Consider the following 18,996-nt stretch of genomic DNA (forward strand, 5'->3'; position numbering starts at 1 on the left):
TTGTCTCCAATGTCCTCGTGGCGAAAGGTTGGGTGCGGTACATTGCCGTTCCCTGTCGATCTGCCATCCTGCGCCGTCGCGCCGCCGGCTTCTGGCGAGCCGATTCTGTGCGCTGACGGCAGGCCTGGTCAGTCCCCTCCCGTAAGGAACCCAGTATAGTCCTGGGCCTCCAGCATTAAATTCCAATCAATTCCCCCCGCCCGTTGAATTGCGCAATAAAATTGCGGTACGCAAGAGCAATCAGAGGTGTGTATGTCAAAAATTGAGCTGGATAAAACCGACCGCAAGATCCTGGAGATCCTGCAGAGTGATGGCCGGCTGTCGAACCAGGATGTGGCGGAGCGGGTGAACCTGTCGCCATCGCCCTGCCTGCGCCGCATCAAGCGGCTGGAAGAAGCGGGCGTGATCCGCCAGTACGTGGCGCTGCTCGATCCGGACAAGATCGGGCTCGGGCTGCTGGCGTATGTCAACGTACGCCTGGAAAAGCATAGCGAGGTGGCCAGCATCAGCCGCGCGCCGGGCTTGCCGGCGACGTCGCCGCGCAACGATTTCGCGGTGTCGGTGGGCACCTGGCCGGAAGTGGTGGCGTGCTATGCGATGACCGGCGAGATGGATTTCCTGCTGCGGGTGCACGTGGAAGACATGGACCACTTCTCGCGCTTCATGATGGGCACGCTGCTCAAGCATCCGGCGGTGCTGGATGTGAAGTCGAGCTTTGCGCTGCAGCGGATCAAGGAAACGACGGCGATGCCCTTGGTGTGATGCGATGGCCATGGGCTGCCGCTAACCCGCGTTCCTTGTTTGCCAGAAAACCGTCGTTCCCGCGCAGGCGGGAACCCAAGTTTGCATGCGCACTACTTCAGTTTGATTAAGTGGTACGCGTAAAACTTAGGTTCCCGCCTGCGCGGGAACGACGGTTTTTGGGTTAACAAAGGGAAGTTCAGGTTCACGATGGATGCGCATCAACGCGGCGTTTTCTTGGGCGTAAAGAACTTCACTGCCGCCCTTGCATTCGCCTTGACCGTGTAATCGATCACCGCAAACTGCTCCTCCAGCGCCTCGGCCATCACGCTGCCCGGGCTGGGCGGCGGCAGTTCGAGGTGGGCGTCGGCTTCGCCATACTCGCGCTTGATGCGCATCCCGGCCTTCTTGGCGATGTGCATCATGGTCTGGTTCGATGTCAGGCACTGCATGTACAGCGTGTCGACGTCCGAATTGCGGCAGTGGATCGCGGCGCGCTGGAACAGGCGGGTACCGACGCCCTGCCCGCGCGCCGAGCTTGAGACCGACACGCCGAACTCGGCGATCTGTTCCTTGTCGGTCTTCTTCCCGTCCGACGGCGCAAACGCCAGGTGGCCCACGCCCACCAGCTGGAACACGCTGTTCACTACGCCGAACACGATGTCGCGCGAGAAGTCGATCTTGCCGACATAGGCCGTGATTCCCTCGTCCGGCACCATGCTGCCGAAGCGCAGCAGGCGGTCGCCGCTGTCCAGCGCCAGCAGGTGGCGCAGGATGCGCCGGCGGTCGCGCTCGCCGAGCTCCTTGACCAGGATCGGGGCCTGGCCCTTCTTGCCGCGCAAGCCCTGGATCCAGCGCTGTAGTGGATTGTCCAGCATGTTCACGTCCTCGTTGTGCACTGCAACCGGTCGATTCTAGCCGATCGGGTCGGCGTCCACGCCATTCGCCGTATCGGCGCCGATGGTGCGCGGCAATTCCCGCGGCAGTTCGCGCGGCGCCGGTCCCAGCCATTGGGATTGCGGGCTGACCACGAAGCGCCCCTTGCCGGCCTGTTTGGCTTCGTACATCGCCTTGTCGGCGTCGGCCAGCAGCGCTTCCTGCCCGCGCGCCGCGCCGGCCTGGCCGCGTGCGCTGGCGATGCCGATGCTGGCGGAAATGCTGACCGGATGGCCGTCGGCTTCGACGATCGACTCGATCTGCTCCAGCGCCAGCCGCGCCACGCGCAGGGCGCCGTCGCGCGAGTTCACGTCTTCGAGCATGATCACGAATTCGTCGCCGCCGAGGCGCGCCAGCGCGTCTTCGGCGCGCAATTTCTCCTGCACCCGGCGCGCGACCAGTTGCAGCACCATGTCGCCGGTGGCATGGCCCCAGGTGTCGTTCACGGCTTTGAAACCATCGAGGTCGATGAACATCAGCACCACCACACTGTCGCGGCGATCGGCGCGCGCCAGCGCCCGTTCCAGCAGGCGCGTGATCTGGCGGTAGTTGATCAGGCCGGTCAGGCTGTCGTGCTGGGCCAGGCGTTCGAGCTGGCGCGACTGCGCTTCCAGTTCGGCGGTGCGTTCGGCAACCCGGTGTTCCAGCGTCTCGTTGGCCGACTGCAGGCTGGCATTGACCTCGCCGATGATGCGGTAGCTGCGGCGCAGGCGCCAGCCGGCCCAGGCCAGCAGCACCAGCAGCACGGCCGAATACGCGAACAGGTAGCCGCGGTAGCGCTGGCGTTCCAGCAGCACGGCGTCGAACGAGCGGTCGAACTCGCGCTCCAGGCGCTCCAGCGCGGCGTCGCTGCCGGTGGCGGCGATCTGCGCTTCCAGCATGTTTTCCAGCGGACGCTTTTCCAGGATCACGCGGCAGCTGTGGATCACGGCATCCATCTTGTCGATCACGGCCGGAGAGAAGGCGATCTGCTGGGCGGCGACGTCGCCCAGGATCTCGTCGATGCGGGCCGCCAGTTTGGGCGTCGGGGCGATGTTGTAACGCAGGGTCTCGGTCAGCAGCGCGTTGAGGGTGGTGTCCAGCCGCACCACGATGCGCGCCGGCGCCAGCGCTCCTTCGATGCCGCTCAGCTCGGTCTTGAGGTCGGCCACCGCCGGCGGCATGTGCAGCAGCGCCGCGCGCAGCGGCGGATTGTGGACGGCAAACTGGCCGACCAGCATTTCCTTGTTGCGCAGCGCGGTTTCCAGATTGCCGAAGGCGGCCCGGGCGGCGCTGCCTTCGGCGCGCGGCAGGGCGTCGCGCAAGCGTTCCATCAGGTCGCGCATGCGCGGCAGCTGGGCGGTCAGCTTGGGGTCGGGCGAGGGGCGGCCGATGTGGGCGCGCAGGATGTTGGCGTCCCATTCGGCGTCGAGCTTTTCCAGCTCGCGCAGGTTGAGGGTGACGCGATTGCTGATGGCGGGGTCGACCGATTCGGTGCGGATGTAGAGAAAAGCCAGCATCAGGGCCAGCGCAAGGACGGCCAGGCTCGCCAGCAACAGACGTCGGCGATGACTCCAGTTCGAGATGCGCCGCGCCAGCGGGGTGAACATGGTTTTTCTCCAAGGCAACGAAAAAGGGTTCCTCGAAGCATAACAAAACTTGGGGCGCGTCTGGTTGGAGCGTGTAACTACATGTAACAAGCAGCCATGACAGTGTCACAATTGTATGGATGTAAAATCAATCGTGTTGGCTTATATATCATGACTGCTGCGATGCAACGCCCGGATGCTGCCTTTATTCGGTCCCCTGCTCCTCCAGTTGCAACGCCACTTTCACGGCCTCCACCCTTGCCTGATGCACTGCTTCGGGAATGCTTGCGCGCTGATCGGCCAGGCGTCCGGCAATCTCGCCCGCATTCACGCCGCGCGCCGCGTTCAGCGCTTTGAGCAGGAAAACGCGCTGCGGACCCGGTTCGACGCGCAGCGCATGCCCGTCGCCGCCGCCTCCGCATGTATCGCACTCGGCCGCCAGCAGCATCTGGTCGAAGCGCTCGGGCTTGCGCAGGCCGTCGCAGCGCTCGATCAGGCTGACGACCGCTTCGTCGCCCAGCGCCAGGGCGCGCTTGACGACGCCGTGCTCGCGCGCGGTCATCAGGGCCAGGTCGCGGCATTCGTTCGGCACCTTCAGGCGCTTGCACACGGCGCCGATCAGCGTGACGCCCTCGACATCGCGGCCCAGGCTGTGCATCAGGGCGGCGAAGCGGATTTCCAGCGCGTAGTCCTGTTCTGCGGCGTAATCGATCACGCGCATCACGTGCGTCCCGGTGTCGATCCCGGAATCGTGCGCGGCCGCTTGCGGCACGCCCCATAACGCATCCAGTTCGGGCAGGATGCGCGCCAGCGCGCCGCAGTCGCGCAGCACGGCCAGCATGCGCGACGGACGGCGCTCCATCAGGCCGCGCGCCAGTTCCTGCCAGACGCGCTCGGGCACCAGGGCGTCGACTTCGCCATCGTCGACCATCTTTCTCATCAGGGCGTTGGTATCGTCCGCAACGCGAAAATCAGGAAGGCGCGCGGCGAAGCGGGCGATGCGCAGGATGCGCACCGGGTCTTCGGCGAAGGCCTCGGACACGTGGCGGAACAGGCGCGCCTCGAGGTCGCTCCGGCCGCCATAAGGATCGACGATGACGCCGTCGTCGCCCAGCGCCATCGCATTGATGGTCAGGTCGCGCCGCACCAGATCCTGCTCAAGCGTGACGTCGGGCGCGGCGTGGAAACTGAAGCCGTGGTAGCCGGGCGCGGTCTTGCGCTCGGTGCGCGCCAGTGCGTATTCCTCGTGCGTCTTCGGATGCAAAAACACCGGAAAATCCTTGCCCACCGCGCGGAAACCCGCGTCCAGCATCTGTTGCGGAGTGGCGCCAACCACCACGTGATCCTTGTCCTGCACGGGCAGGCCCAGCATTTCATCGCGCACCGCGCCGCCTACGACATAACTGCGCATGCGATTACTCCGGCAGATCGGCGTCGTGCAGCGGGGTCGGATCGGTTTCCGCCATCGCCTCGCTCACCCAGCGCGCCACCGCCGGGTGGGCCAGCATGCGGTCGCAATACGCCTGCAGCGCCGGCGCCAGTGCCACGCCGTAGGTCTTGAAGCGCATCACCACCGGCGCGTAGAAGGCATCCGCGATCGAGAACGCGCCGAACAAGAACTGGTGATGCCCGAAGCGCGACAGGCAGTCTTCCCAGATCTCGCAGATGCGGCCGATGTCGGCCTGGGCGCCCGGCGTGCGGCCACGGCCCGGCAGATAGGACTGGATGTGCATCGGCATCGCATTGCGCAGCTCGCCGAAGCCAGCATGCATCTCGGCCACGATCGAGCGCGCCAGCGCGCGCGCCGCCACGTCCTGCGGCCACATGTGCTTGTCGGGGAATTGCTCGGCCAGGTATTCGACGATGGCCAGGCTATCCCAGATCGTCATCTCGCCCGAGATCAGCACCGGCACCCGGCCCGCGTGCGAGTAGCGCGCGATCTCGTTGGCGGTGTCGCGCTGGTCGAGCAGGACCCGGATCTCGGTGAACGGAATGCCGAACGCCACCGCCGCCACCCACGGACGCATCGACCACGAGGACAGGTTCTTGTTGCCGATGACCAGGGTGAGGCCGGGCTGGCGCGCCTGTTCCAGGGTGTGCGAGAGGATCGGGTCGAGGTCGATGGTCTGCATGGTGTCCGAGAAAATTCAAAAACCGGTTAAAAGAAATGTCTGCGCGCGACGGCGGCCGGGGCCACCGACAGCATGCCGCAGCGCTCGCTATCGGCGCCCTGCCCGGTCAGCGTCCTGCATGCGTCCGATAGCTGTCCAGCCGGTCGCCGCCCGCCAGGTAGTGCGGCGCGATCGCTTCGATCGACGAGAGCTTGAGTCCCAGCGCCGCGGCTGTCAAGGCGCGGGTGTCGGGCGCCACCACGTTGTCGACCCGCATCGAGTCGAGATTGTCGCGGCTGATCAGGGGGTCGCCCGGCAATAACTCGAACAGGCGCGCCTGCAGCCGCGCCACGCCGTCCGGCAGCCCGATCACGCGCCGCTCGTGGCCGCTGTAGCGTCCCGCCAGCCGCACCAGCTCGGCCAGCGTGTACACGTTCGGACCGCCCAGCTCGACGACCGCACCGCGCGTGTCGTGGCGCATCAGCGCCATCGAGAAGGCGGCGGCCACGTCGCCCACCCACACCGGCTGGAAGCGGGCCGTGCTGCCGGCCAGCGGCACCACAGGCAGGTGGCGCTGCAGGCGCGCGAACATGGTCAAAAAGTGGTCGCCCTCGCCGAACACCACCGAGGGCCGGAAGATGGTGGCCGCGACCGTGTCTTCGGCGCGCGCCGCGGCCTCGCCGTCGGCCTTAGAGCGGCCGTACATCGAGGGGCTGGCGCCGCTCGCTCCCAGCGCGCTCATGTGCAGATAGCGCGGCACGCCGGCGGCCGCGCAGGCGGCGGCGATGCGGCGCGGCAGGTCGACGTGCAGGCGCCGGAAGCCGCTGCCGTACGGCCGGCCATGGCCGCCATGCAGCACGCCGACCAGGTTGATCACGGCGTCGCGCCCGGCTGCCAGCCGGCGCAGCACGGCGTCGTCGTGGATGTCGGCGACCTCGACGTCGACGCCCGGCAGCATGGTGAGCGCACGCGCCGCTTCGTAGTGGCGCGCCGCCACCAGCACGCCCACGCCGTCGTCGGACAGGCGCGCGGCCAGGTGCTTGCCGATAAAGCCGGTGCCGCCGATCAGCAGCACCCTGGGCGGGTTGACCGTCATGACTGCCTCGGATGGGCAAATGGCGCCGGCATGGTCGGCCTTGACATGGTCTTGCTCCTCAGTCGAGCACGGACGCGCTGCCGCCGCGCGGGCTGATCGTGCCCAGGCGCGCCTTGAGCGACTGCGGCTTGCCCTCGAAGATCGAGGCGTAGTTGGTGGCGTTGGCCATCACGTTGCGCACATAGCCGCGGGTCTCGGTGAACGGGATGGTTTCCACGAAGATCGCCCCTTCCATCGGCTTGTCCAGGCGCCCGCGCCAGGTGCGCGAACGGCCCGGCCCGGCGTTGTAGGCGGCGGTGGCCAGCACGTAGGAACCGTCGAAATTGCCCAGCACCATGTTCATGTAGTTGGCGCCGAGCGTGATATTGGTGCGGATGTCGTTGAGCATATCGTGCACAAAGTTGTCCAGGCCAATCTTGTTCGCCACCCATTTGCCGGTGGCGGGCATCACCTGCATCAGGCCGGATGCGCCGACGCCGGAGCGTGCGTCGCGGATGAAGCGCGACTCCTGGCGGATCAGGCCATACACCCAGGCCTTGTCCAGCCCGAGCCCCTGGGCCGTGGGCTTCAGGAGTTCGAGGTGCGGCGCCGGGAAGCGCTGGTCGTAGCTGAGTTCGGTGCGCGTGCGCAGCGAGGTTTCGACCATGCGGTCGAGCAGTTCGTTGCGGCGCGCCAGCTCGGCGGCGGCCAGTAACTGACGTTCAGACAGGTTCCGCAAGCCCCAGTTCCATTCGCGGTTGCCTTCCGCGCGCAGGCTCAAACTGTAGAACTTCAGCGCCCGTTGCAGGCTCGGATTGGCGCTCGCCTGCGCCAGCTCGGCGGCCGTGATCGGCGCCACCGGCGGCGGCGCCACCACCAGCCGGCCCAGCTCTTCCTGGGCCAGCTGGCCGTAGAAGGTCGATTGGGCGGCGATGCTGCCAAACAGATCGCGTGCCTCGACCGAGCGGCCCTCGGCCTGGTGCGCGCGCCCCAGCCAGTAGACCCAGGTGGAATCGCCCCGCAGCGCGGGCGGCATCGCCTCGATGCTGGCGCGCACTTCCTTCCAGTCGCCGCGGCGCAGCGCCATGCGCGTCTGCCATTGCATCTGGAAGTCGGACAGCGGCGCACCCTTGGCGCGGCGCCAGTACTCGTCGGCCTCGGGCGCCAGTGCGATCGAGGCGGCCAGCGCCACGTTGGCCCAGCCGATCGCGCGCTCTTCGGCGTCCAGCTTGGGGCCGTTCTTTTCCAGTCCCACCGCCGCCAGCTTGAGGCTGGTGCGCGCCATGCGGCCCACCGCCACCAGGTACAGTTCCTGTTCGGCGCGGGTCTTGCCGACGCCGCGCGCCATGGCCACCGCCGGCAGGTCGACCGCCTGGGTAGCGCGCGCCTCGGGCAGGCCGAGCAGCACGGCGGTGCGGCGCGCGGGACCGGTGGCATTGGTTTCGCCGGCCAGGCGCAGCTGGCGCAGCAGGTCGGCCTGGGTGAACTGGCCGTTGCGGGCCAGCTCGGCGATCAGGGCGGCGCAGCCGTCGCCGTAGCTGGGCGGATTGACCAGCAACGCGCGCGCATCCTGCGCCACCGCTTCGCCGCGGCTGGCGCGCGCCAGCAGGGCGTAGCAGCGCACCTGCAGGTCGCCGGACTGGCCCAGGCTGCCGACTTCGCGCAGGAAAGTGTTCCATTCGCCGCGCTTGCCGAGCTCGACCAGCCAGTCGTTGCGCAGGCGGTCGGCCACGGCCGTGCCCTCATGGCGGCGCAGCACTTGCAGCACCTCGTCCTGGATGGCCTCGCGCAGGCGCGGTTTCAGACGATAATAGTCGACATACGGCGCCAGCAGGTAGTTGGGCGCCAGGCGCGAGGCAATGGCGTTGGCGCGCGCGCCGTCGTTCTGGCGCGAGGCTTCGCGCAGCAGCATGAAGTTATCGTCGTCGGCGCGCGCGTCGTTTGGCGCGGGCGGCAAGCCCTGCATCGCCGGCGCACTCGGTGCGCTGGGAGCGCCGGCGGGAACCGGCGGCAGCGCCACTTCGGGCGCGGGGGCATCGGAGTCTTCCTGCGCCAGCGCGGCGGGCGGCAGCGCACAGGACAGAACAAGGGCAATGGCGGCCGGTATTGCGCCGGCTGACAATTTCGATTGAAACATCCACAACTCTCACATTACGCTGCATTGAAACCATGACCGGCGAACCAAGAATACCACGCGGCACCGAGCCCCAGCCACCGAAGGTCGAGGACGATGTCTCGCTGCAACAGCTTACCCAGGCGCTCATGACGCAGGACAAGTCTGCCCTGCGCAGCGCCCTCAAGGCGCGGCGGCGCGCGATCGACCCGGCGCTCAAAGCCGCCTGGGACGAGCGCATCGGCGCAAGGGTGCTGGCCTGGTGGCGCGAGCATGCACAAGCATTTTCCAGCGCACATCCGGGTGCGCAGTTAGCTGTTTATTGGCCTCTGGCCGGCGAACCGGACTTGCTGCCAGCGTACGCGGAATTGGCGCGGCAAGGCGTACGGCTGGCGTTGCCGGTGGTGCTGGAGCGCCACGCGGCGCTCGGATTTGCCGAGTGGATGCCGGGAGAAGCAACGGTCAGCGACCGGCTCGGGGTGGCGGTGCCGGCCAGCCTGCGGCTGGTGGAACGCCCGCCGGCGCTGCTGATTCCGTGCCTGGGATTCAATGCGCTGGGTTACCGGGTGGGGTATGGCGGCGGGTTCTACGACCGCACCCTGGCGCCTGAGCCGCGGCCGGCCACGGTCGGGATCGCGTACACCTGCCAGCTGGTGGAATTCGATGGCGACGCGCATGACGTGCCGTTGGATCGGGTGATTACCGAGGAATGAAAAACGCCGGGCAGTGCCCGGCGTTCGATCAACGCAGGCGCTGCCAGATCGCCGTCGTCGGCGCGGCCTGGTTCATGCTGTAGAAATGCAGTCCCGGAGCGCCGCCCGCCAGCAGCCGTTCGCACAGCCCGGTCACCACGTCCAGCCCGAAAGCGCGGATCGAGGCGCTGTCGTCGCCGAAGCTGGCCAGTTTCAGGCGCACCCAGCGCGGGATCTCGGCGCCGCACATGTCCGAGAAACGCATCAGCTGCATGTAGTTGGTGATCGGCATGATGCCGGCCACCACCGGCACGTCGACGCCCAGCTTGCGGGTGTTGTCGACGAACTGGAAATACGCGTCCGCGTTATAGAAGTACTGGGTGATGGCGGCATTCGCCCCGGCCTGCACCTTGCGCGCGAACGCCTGCAGGTCGTCCTGCGGCGAACGGGCTTGCGGGTGCATCTCGGGGTAGGCCGCGACCTCGATGTGGAACCAGTCGCCGGTTTCCTGGCGGATGAATTCCACCAGCTCGCTGGCATAGCGCAGCTCGCCCGCGCCGCCATAGCCGCTCGGCAAGTCGCCGCGCAGCGCCACCAGGCGCCGGATGCCGCTGTCCTTGAACTGCTGCAGCACCTCGCGGATCGAGTCGCGGGTGGCGCCGATGCACGACAGGTGCGGCGCGGCCTGGTGGCCTTCGGCCATGATCTCGCGCACCGTCTGCAGCGTGCCCTGCTGGGTGCTGCCGCCGGCGCCGAAGGTCACCGAAAAATACTTTGGACCGAGCTCGGCCAGCTTGGTGCGGGCCAGGCGCAGCTTCTCGGCGCCTTCAGGGGTCTTGGGCGGAAAAAACTCGATACTGAAATCAGGAGTTTCCATTGTCTTTATTTGAAAGAAGCAAGGTGGAAAGCGCCCACGAAATGATGCTGTACAGGATTGCCGCCAGGAAGGCCGACCAGAATCCCGCCACCTGGAATCCGCCCACCAGGTTTGCCACCAGCCAGAACAACAAGGCATTGATGACCAGGATGAACAGGCCCATCGACAACAGCGTGACCGGCAGGGTCAGGATCACCAGCAGCGGACGGATCAGGGTGTTGACCAGCCCCAGCACCAGCGCCGCGATGAGTGCGGTGCCCAGGCTCGAGACTTCGACGGAGTGCATCAGGTAAGGCAGGGCCATCAGGGCCGCGGCATTGATCAGCCAGGTAATCAGGAGGCGCATCGTGACAATCGACTTTCATGGTACGCGGGCGCCATGGCGGCACCCGGCTCGTGGAACAGCAAAGCGCCCGGGGAGCGCTTCGCGTGGAGTACAGCCGAACGACTGCTACCGGATTAGTAGCGGTAGTGTTCCGGCTTGTACGGGCCTTCCTGGCTCACCGAGATGTAGGCGGCCTGCTCTTCGGTCAGCGTGGTCAGCTGGGCGTTGAGCTTCTTCAGCTGCAGGCGCGCCACCTTTTCGTCCAGCTTCTTCGGCAGCGTGTACACGCCCACCGGATACTGCGCGGTGTTCATGAACAACTCGATCTGGGCGATGGTCTGGTTCGCGAACGACGAGCTCATCACGTACGACGGGTGGCCGGTGCCGCAACCCAGGTTCACCAGGCGGCCTTCGGCCAGCAGGATGATCCGCTTGCCATCAGGGAAGATGACGTGGTCGACTTGCGGCTTGATGTTATCCCACTGATATTTCTTCAGTGCCGCGACTTCGATTTCGTTGTCGAAGTGACCGATGTTGCAGACGATCGCCTGGTCCTTCATCTTGAGCATGTGCTGCTCGGTGATGACGTGGTAGTTGCCGGTGCAGGTAACAAAAATGTCGCCGTGTTCGGCAGCGTAGTCCATGGTCACGACGCGGTAGCCTTCCATCGCCGCCTGCAGTGCGCAGATCGGGTCGATTTCGGTGACCCACACTTGCGCCGACAGGGCGCGCATGGCCTGGGCCGAACCCTTGCCGACGTCGCCGTAACCGGCGATGACGGCGATCTTGCCCGCGACCATCACGTCGGTGGCGCGCTTGATGCCGTCGACCAGCGATTCGCGGCAGCCGTACAGGTTGTCGAACTTCGACTTGGTGACCGAGTCGTTGACGTTGATCGCCGGGAAGGCGAGTTTACCTTCCTGGTGCATCTGGTACAGGCGGTGCACGCCGGTGGTGGTTTCTTCGGTCACGCCGCGGATAGCAGGCAGGCGCTTCGAGTACCACTGCGGATCACGCGCCAGGCGGCCCTTGATCGCGTTGAACAGGCAGATTTCTTCTTCCGAGCCCGGCTTGTCCAGCACCGAGATGTCCTTCTCGGCGCGCACGCCCAGGTGCAGCAGCAGGGTGGCGTCGCCGCCGTCGTCCAGGATCATGTTGGCGTGGTTGTCGCCCGGCCACTCGAAGATGCGGTGGGTGTATTCCCAGTATTCGTCCAGGGTCTCGCCCTTGACCGCGAACACAGGGGTACCGACCGCGGCGATGGCGGCGGCGGCGTGGTCCTGGGTCGAGTAGATGTTGCACGAGGCCCAGCGCACGGTGGCGCCCAGCGCTTCCAGGGTACGGATCAGGACCGCGGTCTGGATCGTCATGTGCAGCGAGCCGGCGATGCGCGCGCCCTTCAGTGGCTGGGCGGCGGCGTATTCTTCGCGGATCGCCATCAGGCCCGGCATCTCGGTTTCGGCGATGCGGATTTCCTTCTCGCCCCAAGATGCCAGGGTGATGTCGGTGACGATGTAGTCTTGGGAATCTTTGAGTACGGCGTTCATCACGCCCTCCTTTCAATGTTTAGAAAAAAGTAACGTGAGCGCGGTGTTGATATCCGAGCCTGGCCAGATGAGGAATTCTGGTCGCAACGCTCCTCGGAACGGGGTAGTTTAGCACGCAAGCGTCCGGCAGTCATGCTCTGATTGAGCGCGACACGTGCCGGCACATCGGCTCAGCGCCCGTCCATGCACACCTTGCAGGCGGCCTCGGTGAAGCGGGAGCGGCAAACGCCCTTGCCGGGATATTGCTGCTCCAGTTTCTTGTAATCGGTGCAGGTATCCGGCGTCATGCTCACGGCAGGTTGTTGCAGGTGGACGCCGTTCTTGTCGGCAAAGCTCAGGCGCGCGCCATTCGTGTCCGAACGCAGCTCGACCGATCCCACCGGGCTCCACAGGCGCAGCGCGCTGGCCTGGCTGTCGTCGGGTCCGGCCACGAACAGGGTCGACTGGCGGTACTTGGAGTCCAGGGTCAGCATCACGTTGCTGCCTTCGTCCTGGGTGACATAGCCGCCGCGTTCGATGCCCTGCTCGTCGTACAGCATCACGCCGGCCGCCTTCGATCCGCGTTTCGCCACGTGGCCATTGGCCATGACCGCATCGGGCAGGTCGCCGCTCAGGCGGGCGCGGATCACGCCCTTGCTGTCGACCACCGCGATTTCCCTGGCAGAGATGCTGTCGAAGCTGGCCTGCTTCAGCGAACCGCCGGCGATGGCGCCGCCGCCGGCCACCAGGAAGGTGGTGAACAGCCACATGCTGCGCTGGCGTGCGAGCTGCTTGCGCAAGCGCTCATTGCTTTCTTCGCAGGCTTGAATCCGTTGTTCGAGGGTCGTCATGGCATGTCTCCGCGCGCGTGGTCAAAAACGAAACGCACCAGCTTAGCAGCATGGAGAGTGCGCCTGCAATGCCCGCGGCAGATCATGCAGGACGCATCCGCGTGTCCATGAAAAAACGGCGCCGCTGTCAGGCAGGCGCCGTTTCGGTGATGCTGGCAGGCTGAACGATCAGTTCAGGCCGGCCGCCGCGCGCAGCGCAGCCGCCTTGTCGGTGCGTTCCCAGGTGAATTCCGGCTCTTCGCGGCCGAAGTGGCCGTAGGCCGCGGTCTTGCAGTAGATCGGGCGCAGCAGGTCGAGCATCTGCACGATGCCCTTCGGACGCAGGTCGAAGTGCTCGTTGACCAGCGCCGCGATCTTCTCGTCCGAGATCACGCCGGTGCCTTCGGTGTACACGGTGATATTGATCGGACGCGCCACGCCGATCGCGTAGCTGACCTGCACCTGGCACTGGCGCGCCAGGCCGGCGGCGACGATGTTCTTGGCCACGTAGCGGGCGGCGTAGGCGGCCGAGCGGTCGACTTTCGACGGGTCCTTGCCCGAGAACGCGCCACCGCCGTGCGGGGCTGCGCCGCCGTAGGTGTCGACGATGATCTTGCGGCCGGTCAGGCCGCAGTCGCCCTGCGGGCCGCCGATGACGAAGCGGCCGGTCGGGTTGACCAGGAAGCGGGTGTCCTTCAGCCATTCGCGCGGCAGGGTCGGCTTGATGATCTCTTCGATCACGGCTTCTTCGATCTGCGAGTGCGAGACGTCTGGGTGGTGCTGGGTCGAGAGCACGACGGTGTCCACGGCCACCGGGCGGCCGTCGACGTAGCGCAGCGTGACTTGCGACTTGGCGTCAGGACGCAGCCATGGCAGGCGGCCGTCCTTGCGCAGCTGCGACTGGCGCTCGACCAGGCGGTGCGAGTAGTAAATGGCGGCCGGCATCAGCTCCGGGGTTTCGTCGCAGGCATAACCGAACATCAGGCCCTGGTCGCCCGCGCCCTGGTCGAGGTCGATGCCGGCGCCTTCGTCCACGCCCTGGGCGATGTCTGGCGACTGCTTGTCGTAGCAGACCATCACGGCGCAACCCTTGTAGTCGATGCCGAAATCGGTGTTGTCGTAACCGATGCGCTTGATGGTGTTGCGCGCAACCTGAATATAATCGACGTTGGCGTGCGTGGTGATTTCGCCGGCCAGCACGACCAGGCCGGTGTTGCACAGGGTTTCAGCGGCGACGCGCGCAGTCGGGTCTTGCTCGAGGATGGCGTCGAGAATGGCGTCGGAAATCTGGTCCGCGACTTTGTCGGGATGGCCTTCGGAAACGGATTCGGAAGTGAAGAGGTAGTCGTTCGACATGTAGGCTCCATGTTACGGGTCAATGGGATCTGCCGCAGTAACTGGGTACCTGCGACGCTTTAGCGACATTTATATTCCGCTTCGCAAGTTGTCTATTAACTCGGCGGATCCTGCATAAAGTGGTATTTTACGCTTCCTTGGAATTTTGGTGTGGAAACACGCGCGCCATTCAACCCTGATCAATCGCATGCTAGTTGTAATTTTCCGTACGTTATCTATATTTCCCTTGCCCATCTTGCACGCGCTCGGCGCGGCCATGGGCTGGCTGGTCTACGCCTTGTCGCCGTCGTATCGGCGCCGCCTGCGCGCCAATTTGCAGCAAGCCGGCTATGACGGCCACTGGCGCCAGGCGGTCGGCGAAGCCGGCAAGGCCGCGATCGAGCTGGCTTTCGTCTGGTGCGCCAATCCGGAACGGGTTGCCAGGCATGCCACGGTGGAAGGCTGGGAGCTGGTCCAGAGCCGCCTCGACGCCGGCCGCGGGATTGTGTTCCTGACGCCACACCTGGGCTGCTTCGAGATGACGGCGCAGCAGATCGCGCTCAAGACCGCGCTCACCGTGATGTACCGCCCGCCGCGCAAGAGCGCCCTCAAACCGCTGGTCGAAGGCGCGCGCGCGCGCCATAACCTGCACCTGGCGCCGGCCAACCTGGCCGGGGTGCGCATCCTGGCCAAGACCCTGAAAGGCGGCCAGCCGATCGGCCTGCTGCCGGACCAGGTGCCGCAGGAAGGCGAAGGCGTCTGGGCGCCGTTCTTCGGCCGCAGCGCCTACACCATGACGCTGCCGGCCAAGCTGGCCCAGCTCGGCAAGGCCGACATCCTGCTGGTGTACGCCGAGCGGCGTCCGCGCGGCGCCGGCTACATCGTGCGCTTCGTGCCCTTCGAGGGCGACCTGGGCGGCACCGCGGCCGAGCAGGCCACGGCGATCAACCGCGCCATGGAGCAACTGATCGCGCGCGCGCCGGCCCAGTATTTCTGGAGCTACAACCGCTACAAGCAACCGGAAGGCGTGGCCGCGCCAGGAAGTGACAAAAGCGGTGAGGCTGCTGTATGAGGGTGTTGCTATGGTTGATGTGGCTGCTGCATTTCCTGCCGCTGCCGATCCTGGGGCGGCTGGGCGAAGCCGTTGGCAGCCTGATGTTCATGATCATGGGCCGGCGCCGCCACATCGCGCTGACCAATCTGCGCCTGTGCCTGCCTGAACTGGACGAAGGCGCGCGGCGCAAGATCGCGCGCGACCATTTCCGCGCCTACGCGCGCAGCATCTTCGAGCGCTCGATCCTGTGGTGGGCGCCTGAAGAACGCGTGCGCAGCCTGATCCATGTCGAGCCCGCGGTGCCGCAGGCCGAGATGGAGTCCGGCCCCACCATCCTGCTGTGCCCGCACTTCGTGTGCCTGGACGTGGCCGGCGTCGCCTCGCGCGTGATTCCGGTGTGCAGCATGTACGTGCCGCAAAAGAACGAAGCCTTCGACCGCCTGCTGCGCCATGGCCGCGAACGCTACGGCCCGGTGCGCCTGGTGACGCGCAAGGAAGGCATCAAGCCGATCCTGCGCGCGCTGCGCGACGGCCTGCCCTATTTCATGCTGCCGGACATGGACTTCGGCGAAAAGGATGCCGAGTTCGTGCCGTTCTTCGGCGTGCCGGCAGCGACCCTGACCGCGCTGGGCCGCATCGCCGCCACCACCGGCGCCAAGGTGATCCCGGTGATCGCCACCTACCTGCCGAACTACCAGGGCTGGCGCGTGCGCTTCTATCCTTCGTGGGAAAACTATCCGGGCGACGATATGGTGGAAGCAACGCGGCGCATGAACGCCTTCATCGAAGAGCGCGTGCGCGAAGCGCCGGCCGAGTATTTCTGGACCCACAAGCGCTTCAAGACCCGTCCGCCGGGCGAACCTTCCTTGTATGATTAACAGCATGAAACTGAAATTTACCAAGATGCACGGCGCCGGCAATGACTTCATCGTCATCGACGCCATCAACCAGCCGATCGACGTCGATGCCTTCGGCGCCGCGCTGTGGCGGCAGCTGGCCGACCGCCGCTTCGGCATCGGCGCCGACCAGATCCTGGTGGTCGAGCGTCCCGACCAGGACGGCGTCGATTTCCGCTACCGCATCTTCAACAACGACGGCGGCGAAGTCGAGCAGTGCGGCAACGGCTCGCGCGCCTTCGTGCGCTTCGTGGTCGACAAGGGCTTGACGCGCGAACCCAGCATCCGCGTGCAGACCATGTCGGGCATCATCAATCCGCGCCTGGAAGCGGACGGCAACGTGACGGTGGACATGGGCGCGCCGCGCCTCGATCCTGCCGAAGTGCCGTTCGACAGCGCCGGCCTGGACGGGCTGCCGGAAGCCGATGACATGCTGTGGCCGCTAACGCTGTCCTTGTCCTCACCTGCCGGTGCGCAGGAAATGGTGGTGCCGGTGTCGGTGGTGTCGATGGGCAATCCGCACGCGGTGCAGGTCGTGGACGACGTCGACGCCGCCCCGGTCGAGCAGACCGGGCCGCTGATCGAATCGCATGCGCGCTTCCCGAAGCGGGTCAATGCCGGCTACATGCAGATCGTCGACCGTCATCACATCCGCCTGCGCGTCCATGAACGCGGCGCCGGCGAAACGCTCGCTTGCGGCACCGGCGCCTGCGCGGCGGCGGTGGCCGGCATCCGGCGCGGCCTGCTCGATTCGCCGGTGCGCGTGTCCGCCCGTGGCGGCGAACTGAGCATCGCCTGGGCTGGACCGGGCCAGCCGGTCTACCTCAGCGGACCGGCGGTGTCGGTGTTCGAAGGCGAAGTCGAGATCTGATCTCATTCCTGGCCGGCGCCGCCGGTCAGGCAGGTAGCGGACCGCGCTTCTGCTCAGGCCGCCAGTTCGACGTCGGACGCTTCCTCTGCGCCCCGCGCTGCCGCATCCCCCGCGGCGTCGCCGGCCGCGCCACCGATCAGCGTACGCAGCCGGTATAGACGCTGACGGTAATTTCCCTCCGGCCCGGCCGGGCCGCAATCGACCTGCTCGAACAGCTGCACGATGCGGTCCAGCGCCTGGCGCTCGGCTGCCGTCTCGACCATCACCAGCCGCCGCTTGCTGCGTCCGTAGCTGGCGCGGATGTCGATCACCAGGCAATGGCCCTGGTCGGCGGTCGCTACGTCCAGCAGCAGCGCCTCGGCGCGGGTCAGGTTGAACAGCGCGGCCAGCTCCAGGCGCGCGCCCAGCAGCGGATGGCTGCCCGGCAGGCCGGCGTGGCCGGCCAGGCGCCCGGTCTCGGTAAAGGGCGCGGTGAGCGGACGCGGCGCGATCTTGCGCAGCAGCTCGACCGCCTCGCGTGCGCCTTGCGCCGCCGCCTTCTGCAGCCAGTAGACGGCGCGCACGTCGTTGTTCTCGTTCTCGCGGCGCGCGCGCCATGCGTTGTGGCCGCATTCGAGCTGGGCGTCGCGGTAGCCCATCTCGGCCGCCCGCTCCAGGAAACGCTGGGCATCGGCCACGTTACGCTGCGAAAACTCGGGCTTGATATAGATGCGCGACAGCGCGTACCAGGCCTCGGCCAATCCCTGCTCTCCCGCCAGCGTCAGCCAGCGGATCGCCTTCTTGAAGTTGGCGACATGCGCGTTGGCGACATGCGCGTGGGCGACATGCGCGTTTGCGACATGCGCGTTGGCGACATGCGCGTGGGCGACATGCGCGTGGGCGACATGCGCGTTGGCGACATGCGCGTTGGCGACGTGCGCGTCTGCGATGTGCGCGTTGGCATCCGCCGCATCCGCCGCTCCCGGCTTCGTTCCCTGCGCCACGCGCCGCCCGTCGATGCGCATGCGCGCGCATCGCAGCCCCATCGCCAGCTGTGCATGGCGGTCATGCTCGGCCGCCGCCAGTTCCCACAAGCCGGCCGGCTCCCCCGGCTCGAGCACCACGTTGCCCGCTGCCTGGGCGCCCTCTTCCTGTTCCATCACTCCGAGCGCCGGATCCAGCAGGCGCGCGCAGCGCGATAGCAAGGCGATCTCGTCCGGGGCGAAGCGCCGCATCTCGCCCTGCTCGCCACGTTCGCGCACCAGGGAACGCGCCAGCGGCAGCGCACGCGCCAGGTACTCGTTCCACTGGCGAGCGTCCCAGGCCTGCTCCAGTACGCCGAACTGGGCGTCGGCGACGCCGTTGTCGGCCGCGCGCCGCAGCCAGCCCTGGGGCGCGGGACGGGCCGGCGGCTGGGCGGCGGTCGGCGCCGCCGTGCGCGCAGGGGCCGCGGCATCGGATGCGGTGGCCGGGGCGCGCACCGGCGCCGGCCGCTTGTCCTGCTGCGCCAGCAGCCACTGCGCATGCGGGAAGCCGGCGCGCGCCGCGTCTTCCAGCGCGCGCACCGCCTTCGGGTGCGGCGCCGCGCCCGGGGCCATTGCACCCAGCACCAGCTGGGCGAATACCAGCCCGGCGTGCACGCTGCCGTCGTCATAGGCGCGCTCGTACCACGGCGCCAGCGCGGCCGGGTTGCGTTGCGCGATTTCGAGGGGAATATGGTCGCCGATCAGTTGCCAGGCGGGAGAACACTCCTGGCGCGCGGCGCGCTCCAGCCAGTGCAGTGCCGTGGGCAGGCTCTGCGGCAGTCCGGCGCTGCCGAACAGGTACAGCTTGCCCAGCTCGAGCTGGGCAGCGACGTGCCCGGCGCGGGCATTGCGAATGATCGCCAGTTCTTCGCGGTTGGCCATGGTTGGAGTCTTGGTGAGTGGATCGGCAGCACTCGGTGGCGACACCGGCAGCAGATTGTTGCACGCCGGTTAAGTTGCCAATATACAAGGCATTGACAGGCTGCGCCGCCTCCGACGCGGTTTTTGGCAAAAGTCTAAGCCGCCCCTGTCCCCGATTCGA

General features: G+C 66.7%; 17 protein-coding genes and 1 riboswitch. Of the genes, 5 read left to right on the forward strand and 12 right to left on the reverse strand.

The window, feature by feature from the left end:
• Positions 1 to 252 precede the first annotated feature (252 nt).
• A complete protein-coding gene (locus tag QPK27_RS12830; RefSeq protein WP_290418636.1) occupies positions 253 to 762 on the forward strand; it encodes an Lrp/AsnC family transcriptional regulator in 510 nt (169 codons plus the stop codon).
• Positions 763 to 962: 200 nt separating this feature from the next.
• Here the strand turns inward: QPK27_RS12830 and QPK27_RS12835 are convergent, their stop codons facing one another.
• The 6 genes from QPK27_RS12835 to QPK27_RS12860 form a co-directional block, all read right to left on the reverse strand.
• Positions 963 to 1,619, reverse strand: a complete 657-nt coding sequence (locus QPK27_RS12835) for a GNAT family N-acetyltransferase (protein WP_290418637.1) — start codon at positions 1,617 to 1,619, stop codon at positions 963 to 965.
• Positions 1,620 to 1,655: 36 nt separating this feature from the next.
• Complete coding sequence (locus QPK27_RS12840) at positions 1,656 to 3,266, reverse strand: diguanylate cyclase (protein WP_290418638.1); 1,611 nt, start codon at positions 3,264 to 3,266, stop codon at positions 1,656 to 1,658.
• A 184-nt stretch (positions 3,267 to 3,450) separates the two neighbouring features.
• On the reverse strand, positions 3,451 to 4,656 hold the full coding sequence (locus QPK27_RS12845) for a multifunctional CCA addition/repair protein (protein ID WP_290418639.1): 1,206 nt from the start codon (positions 4,654 to 4,656) through the stop codon (positions 3,451 to 3,453).
• Positions 4,657 to 4,660: 4 nt separating this feature from the next.
• Positions 4,661 to 5,377, reverse strand: coding sequence for a glutathione S-transferase family protein (locus QPK27_RS12850; RefSeq protein WP_290418640.1), 717 nt, complete (start codon positions 5,375 to 5,377; stop codon positions 4,661 to 4,663).
• A gap of 106 nt (positions 5,378 to 5,483) precedes the next feature.
• Entirely contained in the window at positions 5,484 to 6,452 is a 969-nt protein-coding gene (locus QPK27_RS12855; protein WP_290418641.1) for a complex I NDUFA9 subunit family protein, read from the reverse strand.
• A 58-nt stretch (positions 6,453 to 6,510) separates the two neighbouring features.
• Positions 6,511 to 8,568 (reverse strand): lytic transglycosylase domain-containing protein, encoded by a 2,058-nt coding sequence (locus QPK27_RS12860; RefSeq protein ID WP_290418642.1) that lies wholly within the window; start codon positions 8,566 to 8,568, stop codon positions 6,511 to 6,513.
• 32 nt (positions 8,569 to 8,600) lie between these two features.
• Here QPK27_RS12860 and QPK27_RS12865 point away from each other — a divergent pair, with 32 nt between their 5' ends.
• A complete protein-coding gene (locus QPK27_RS12865) occupies positions 8,601 to 9,257 on the forward strand; it encodes a 5-formyltetrahydrofolate cyclo-ligase (RefSeq protein WP_290418643.1) in 657 nt (218 codons plus the stop codon).
• 28 nt (positions 9,258 to 9,285) lie between these two features.
• On the opposite strand, the gene metF is transcribed toward QPK27_RS12865, so the two are convergent.
• From metF to metK, 5 genes are all read right to left on the reverse strand, one after another.
• Positions 9,286 to 10,113 (reverse strand): methylenetetrahydrofolate reductase [NAD(P)H], encoded by an 828-nt coding sequence (gene metF / locus QPK27_RS12870; protein WP_290418644.1) that lies wholly within the window; start codon positions 10,111 to 10,113, stop codon positions 9,286 to 9,288.
• A complete protein-coding gene (locus QPK27_RS12875; protein WP_290418645.1) occupies positions 10,100 to 10,459 on the reverse strand; it encodes a phage holin family protein in 360 nt (119 codons plus the stop codon). The genes metF and QPK27_RS12875 overlap by 14 nt, the downstream gene beginning before the upstream one ends.
• A 113-nt stretch (positions 10,460 to 10,572) precedes the next feature.
• Positions 10,573 to 11,985: an adenosylhomocysteinase gene (gene ahcY, locus QPK27_RS12880; protein WP_290418646.1), complete on the reverse strand. Its 1,413-nt coding sequence runs from the start codon at positions 11,983 to 11,985 to the stop codon at positions 10,573 to 10,575.
• A gap of 29 nt (positions 11,986 to 12,014) precedes the next feature.
• A riboswitch (S-adenosyl-L-homocysteine riboswitch) is annotated at positions 12,015 to 12,086 on the reverse strand.
• A gap of 69 nt (positions 12,087 to 12,155) precedes the next feature.
• Positions 12,156 to 12,815 carry a hypothetical protein gene (locus QPK27_RS12885; protein WP_290418647.1) on the reverse strand — a complete coding sequence of 220 codons (660 nt, stop codon included), beginning with the start codon at positions 12,813 to 12,815 and terminating at the stop codon, positions 12,156 to 12,158.
• A 168-nt stretch (positions 12,816 to 12,983) separates the two neighbouring features.
• Positions 12,984 to 14,150 carry a methionine adenosyltransferase gene (gene metK, locus QPK27_RS12890; protein WP_290418648.1) on the reverse strand — a complete coding sequence of 389 codons (1,167 nt, stop codon included), beginning with the start codon at positions 14,148 to 14,150 and terminating at the stop codon, positions 12,984 to 12,986.
• A 187-nt stretch (positions 14,151 to 14,337) separates the two neighbouring features.
• Here metK and QPK27_RS12895 point away from each other — a divergent pair, with 187 nt between their 5' ends.
• Genes QPK27_RS12895 through dapF form a run of 3 tightly spaced genes read left to right on the forward strand, consistent with a single transcriptional unit; the run spans position 14,338 to position 16,950 of the window.
• Complete coding sequence (locus tag QPK27_RS12895; protein WP_290418649.1) at positions 14,338 to 15,201, forward strand: lysophospholipid acyltransferase family protein; 864 nt, start codon at positions 14,338 to 14,340, stop codon at positions 15,199 to 15,201.
• Entirely contained in the window at positions 15,198 to 16,061 is an 864-nt protein-coding gene (locus tag QPK27_RS12900) for a lipid A biosynthesis acyltransferase (protein WP_290418650.1), read from the forward strand. The genes QPK27_RS12895 and QPK27_RS12900 overlap by 4 nt, the downstream gene beginning before the upstream one ends.
• 4 nt (positions 16,062 to 16,065) lie before the next feature.
• Positions 16,066 to 16,950, forward strand: coding sequence for a diaminopimelate epimerase (dapF, locus tag QPK27_RS12905; RefSeq protein ID WP_290418651.1), 885 nt, complete (start codon positions 16,066 to 16,068; stop codon positions 16,948 to 16,950).
• Positions 16,951 to 17,003: 53 nt separating this feature from the next.
• Here the strand turns inward: dapF and QPK27_RS12910 are convergent, their stop codons facing one another.
• Complete coding sequence (locus QPK27_RS12910; protein ID WP_290418652.1) at positions 17,004 to 18,836, reverse strand: hypothetical protein; 1,833 nt, start codon at positions 18,834 to 18,836, stop codon at positions 17,004 to 17,006.
• Positions 18,837 to 18,996 lie beyond the last annotated feature (160 nt).

Source organism: Massilia sp. YIM B02443 (assembly GCF_030411955.1).
GTDB lineage: Bacteria > Pseudomonadota > Gammaproteobacteria > Burkholderiales > Burkholderiaceae_D > Telluria.

Bases quoted from the DNA above. Each gene is read 5' to 3' on its own strand.
- QPK27_RS12830 (WP_290418636.1), top strand. From the start codon at position 253: ATGTCAAAAATTGAGCTGGATAAAACCGACCGCAAGATCCTGGAGATC.
- QPK27_RS12835 (WP_290418637.1), bottom strand. From the start codon at position 1,619: ATGCTGGACAATCCACTACAGCGCTGGATCCAGGGCTTGCGCGGCAAG.
- QPK27_RS12840 (WP_290418638.1), bottom strand. From the start codon at position 3,266: ATGTTCACCCCGCTGGCGCGGCGCATCTCGAACTGGAGTCATCGCCGA.
- QPK27_RS12845 (WP_290418639.1), bottom strand. From the start codon at position 4,656: ATGCGCAGTTATGTCGTAGGCGGCGCGGTGCGCGATGAAATGCTGGGC.
- QPK27_RS12850 (WP_290418640.1), bottom strand. From the start codon at position 5,377: ATGCAGACCATCGACCTCGACCCGATCCTCTCGCACACCCTGGAACAG.
- QPK27_RS12855 (WP_290418641.1), bottom strand. From the start codon at position 6,452: ATGACGGTCAACCCGCCCAGGGTGCTGCTGATCGGCGGCACCGGCTTT.
- QPK27_RS12860 (WP_290418642.1), bottom strand. From the start codon at position 8,568: ATGTTTCAATCGAAATTGTCAGCCGGCGCAATACCGGCCGCCATTGCC.
- QPK27_RS12865 (WP_290418643.1), top strand. From the start codon at position 8,601: ATGACCGGCGAACCAAGAATACCACGCGGCACCGAGCCCCAGCCACCG.
- metF (WP_290418644.1), bottom strand. From the start codon at position 10,113: ATGGAAACTCCTGATTTCAGTATCGAGTTTTTTCCGCCCAAGACCCCT.
- QPK27_RS12875 (WP_290418645.1), bottom strand. From the start codon at position 10,459: ATGCGCCTCCTGATTACCTGGCTGATCAATGCCGCGGCCCTGATGGCC.
- ahcY (WP_290418646.1), bottom strand. From the start codon at position 11,985: ATGAACGCCGTACTCAAAGATTCCCAAGACTACATCGTCACCGACATC.
- QPK27_RS12885 (WP_290418647.1), bottom strand. From the start codon at position 12,815: ATGACGACCCTCGAACAACGGATTCAAGCCTGCGAAGAAAGCAATGAG.
- metK (WP_290418648.1), bottom strand. From the start codon at position 14,150: ATGTCGAACGACTACCTCTTCACTTCCGAATCCGTTTCCGAAGGCCAT.
- QPK27_RS12895 (WP_290418649.1), top strand. From the start codon at position 14,338: ATGCTAGTTGTAATTTTCCGTACGTTATCTATATTTCCCTTGCCCATC.
- QPK27_RS12900 (WP_290418650.1), top strand. From the start codon at position 15,198: ATGAGGGTGTTGCTATGGTTGATGTGGCTGCTGCATTTCCTGCCGCTG.
- dapF (WP_290418651.1), top strand. From the start codon at position 16,066: ATGAAACTGAAATTTACCAAGATGCACGGCGCCGGCAATGACTTCATC.
- QPK27_RS12910 (WP_290418652.1), bottom strand. From the start codon at position 18,836: ATGGCCAACCGCGAAGAACTGGCGATCATTCGCAATGCCCGCGCCGGG.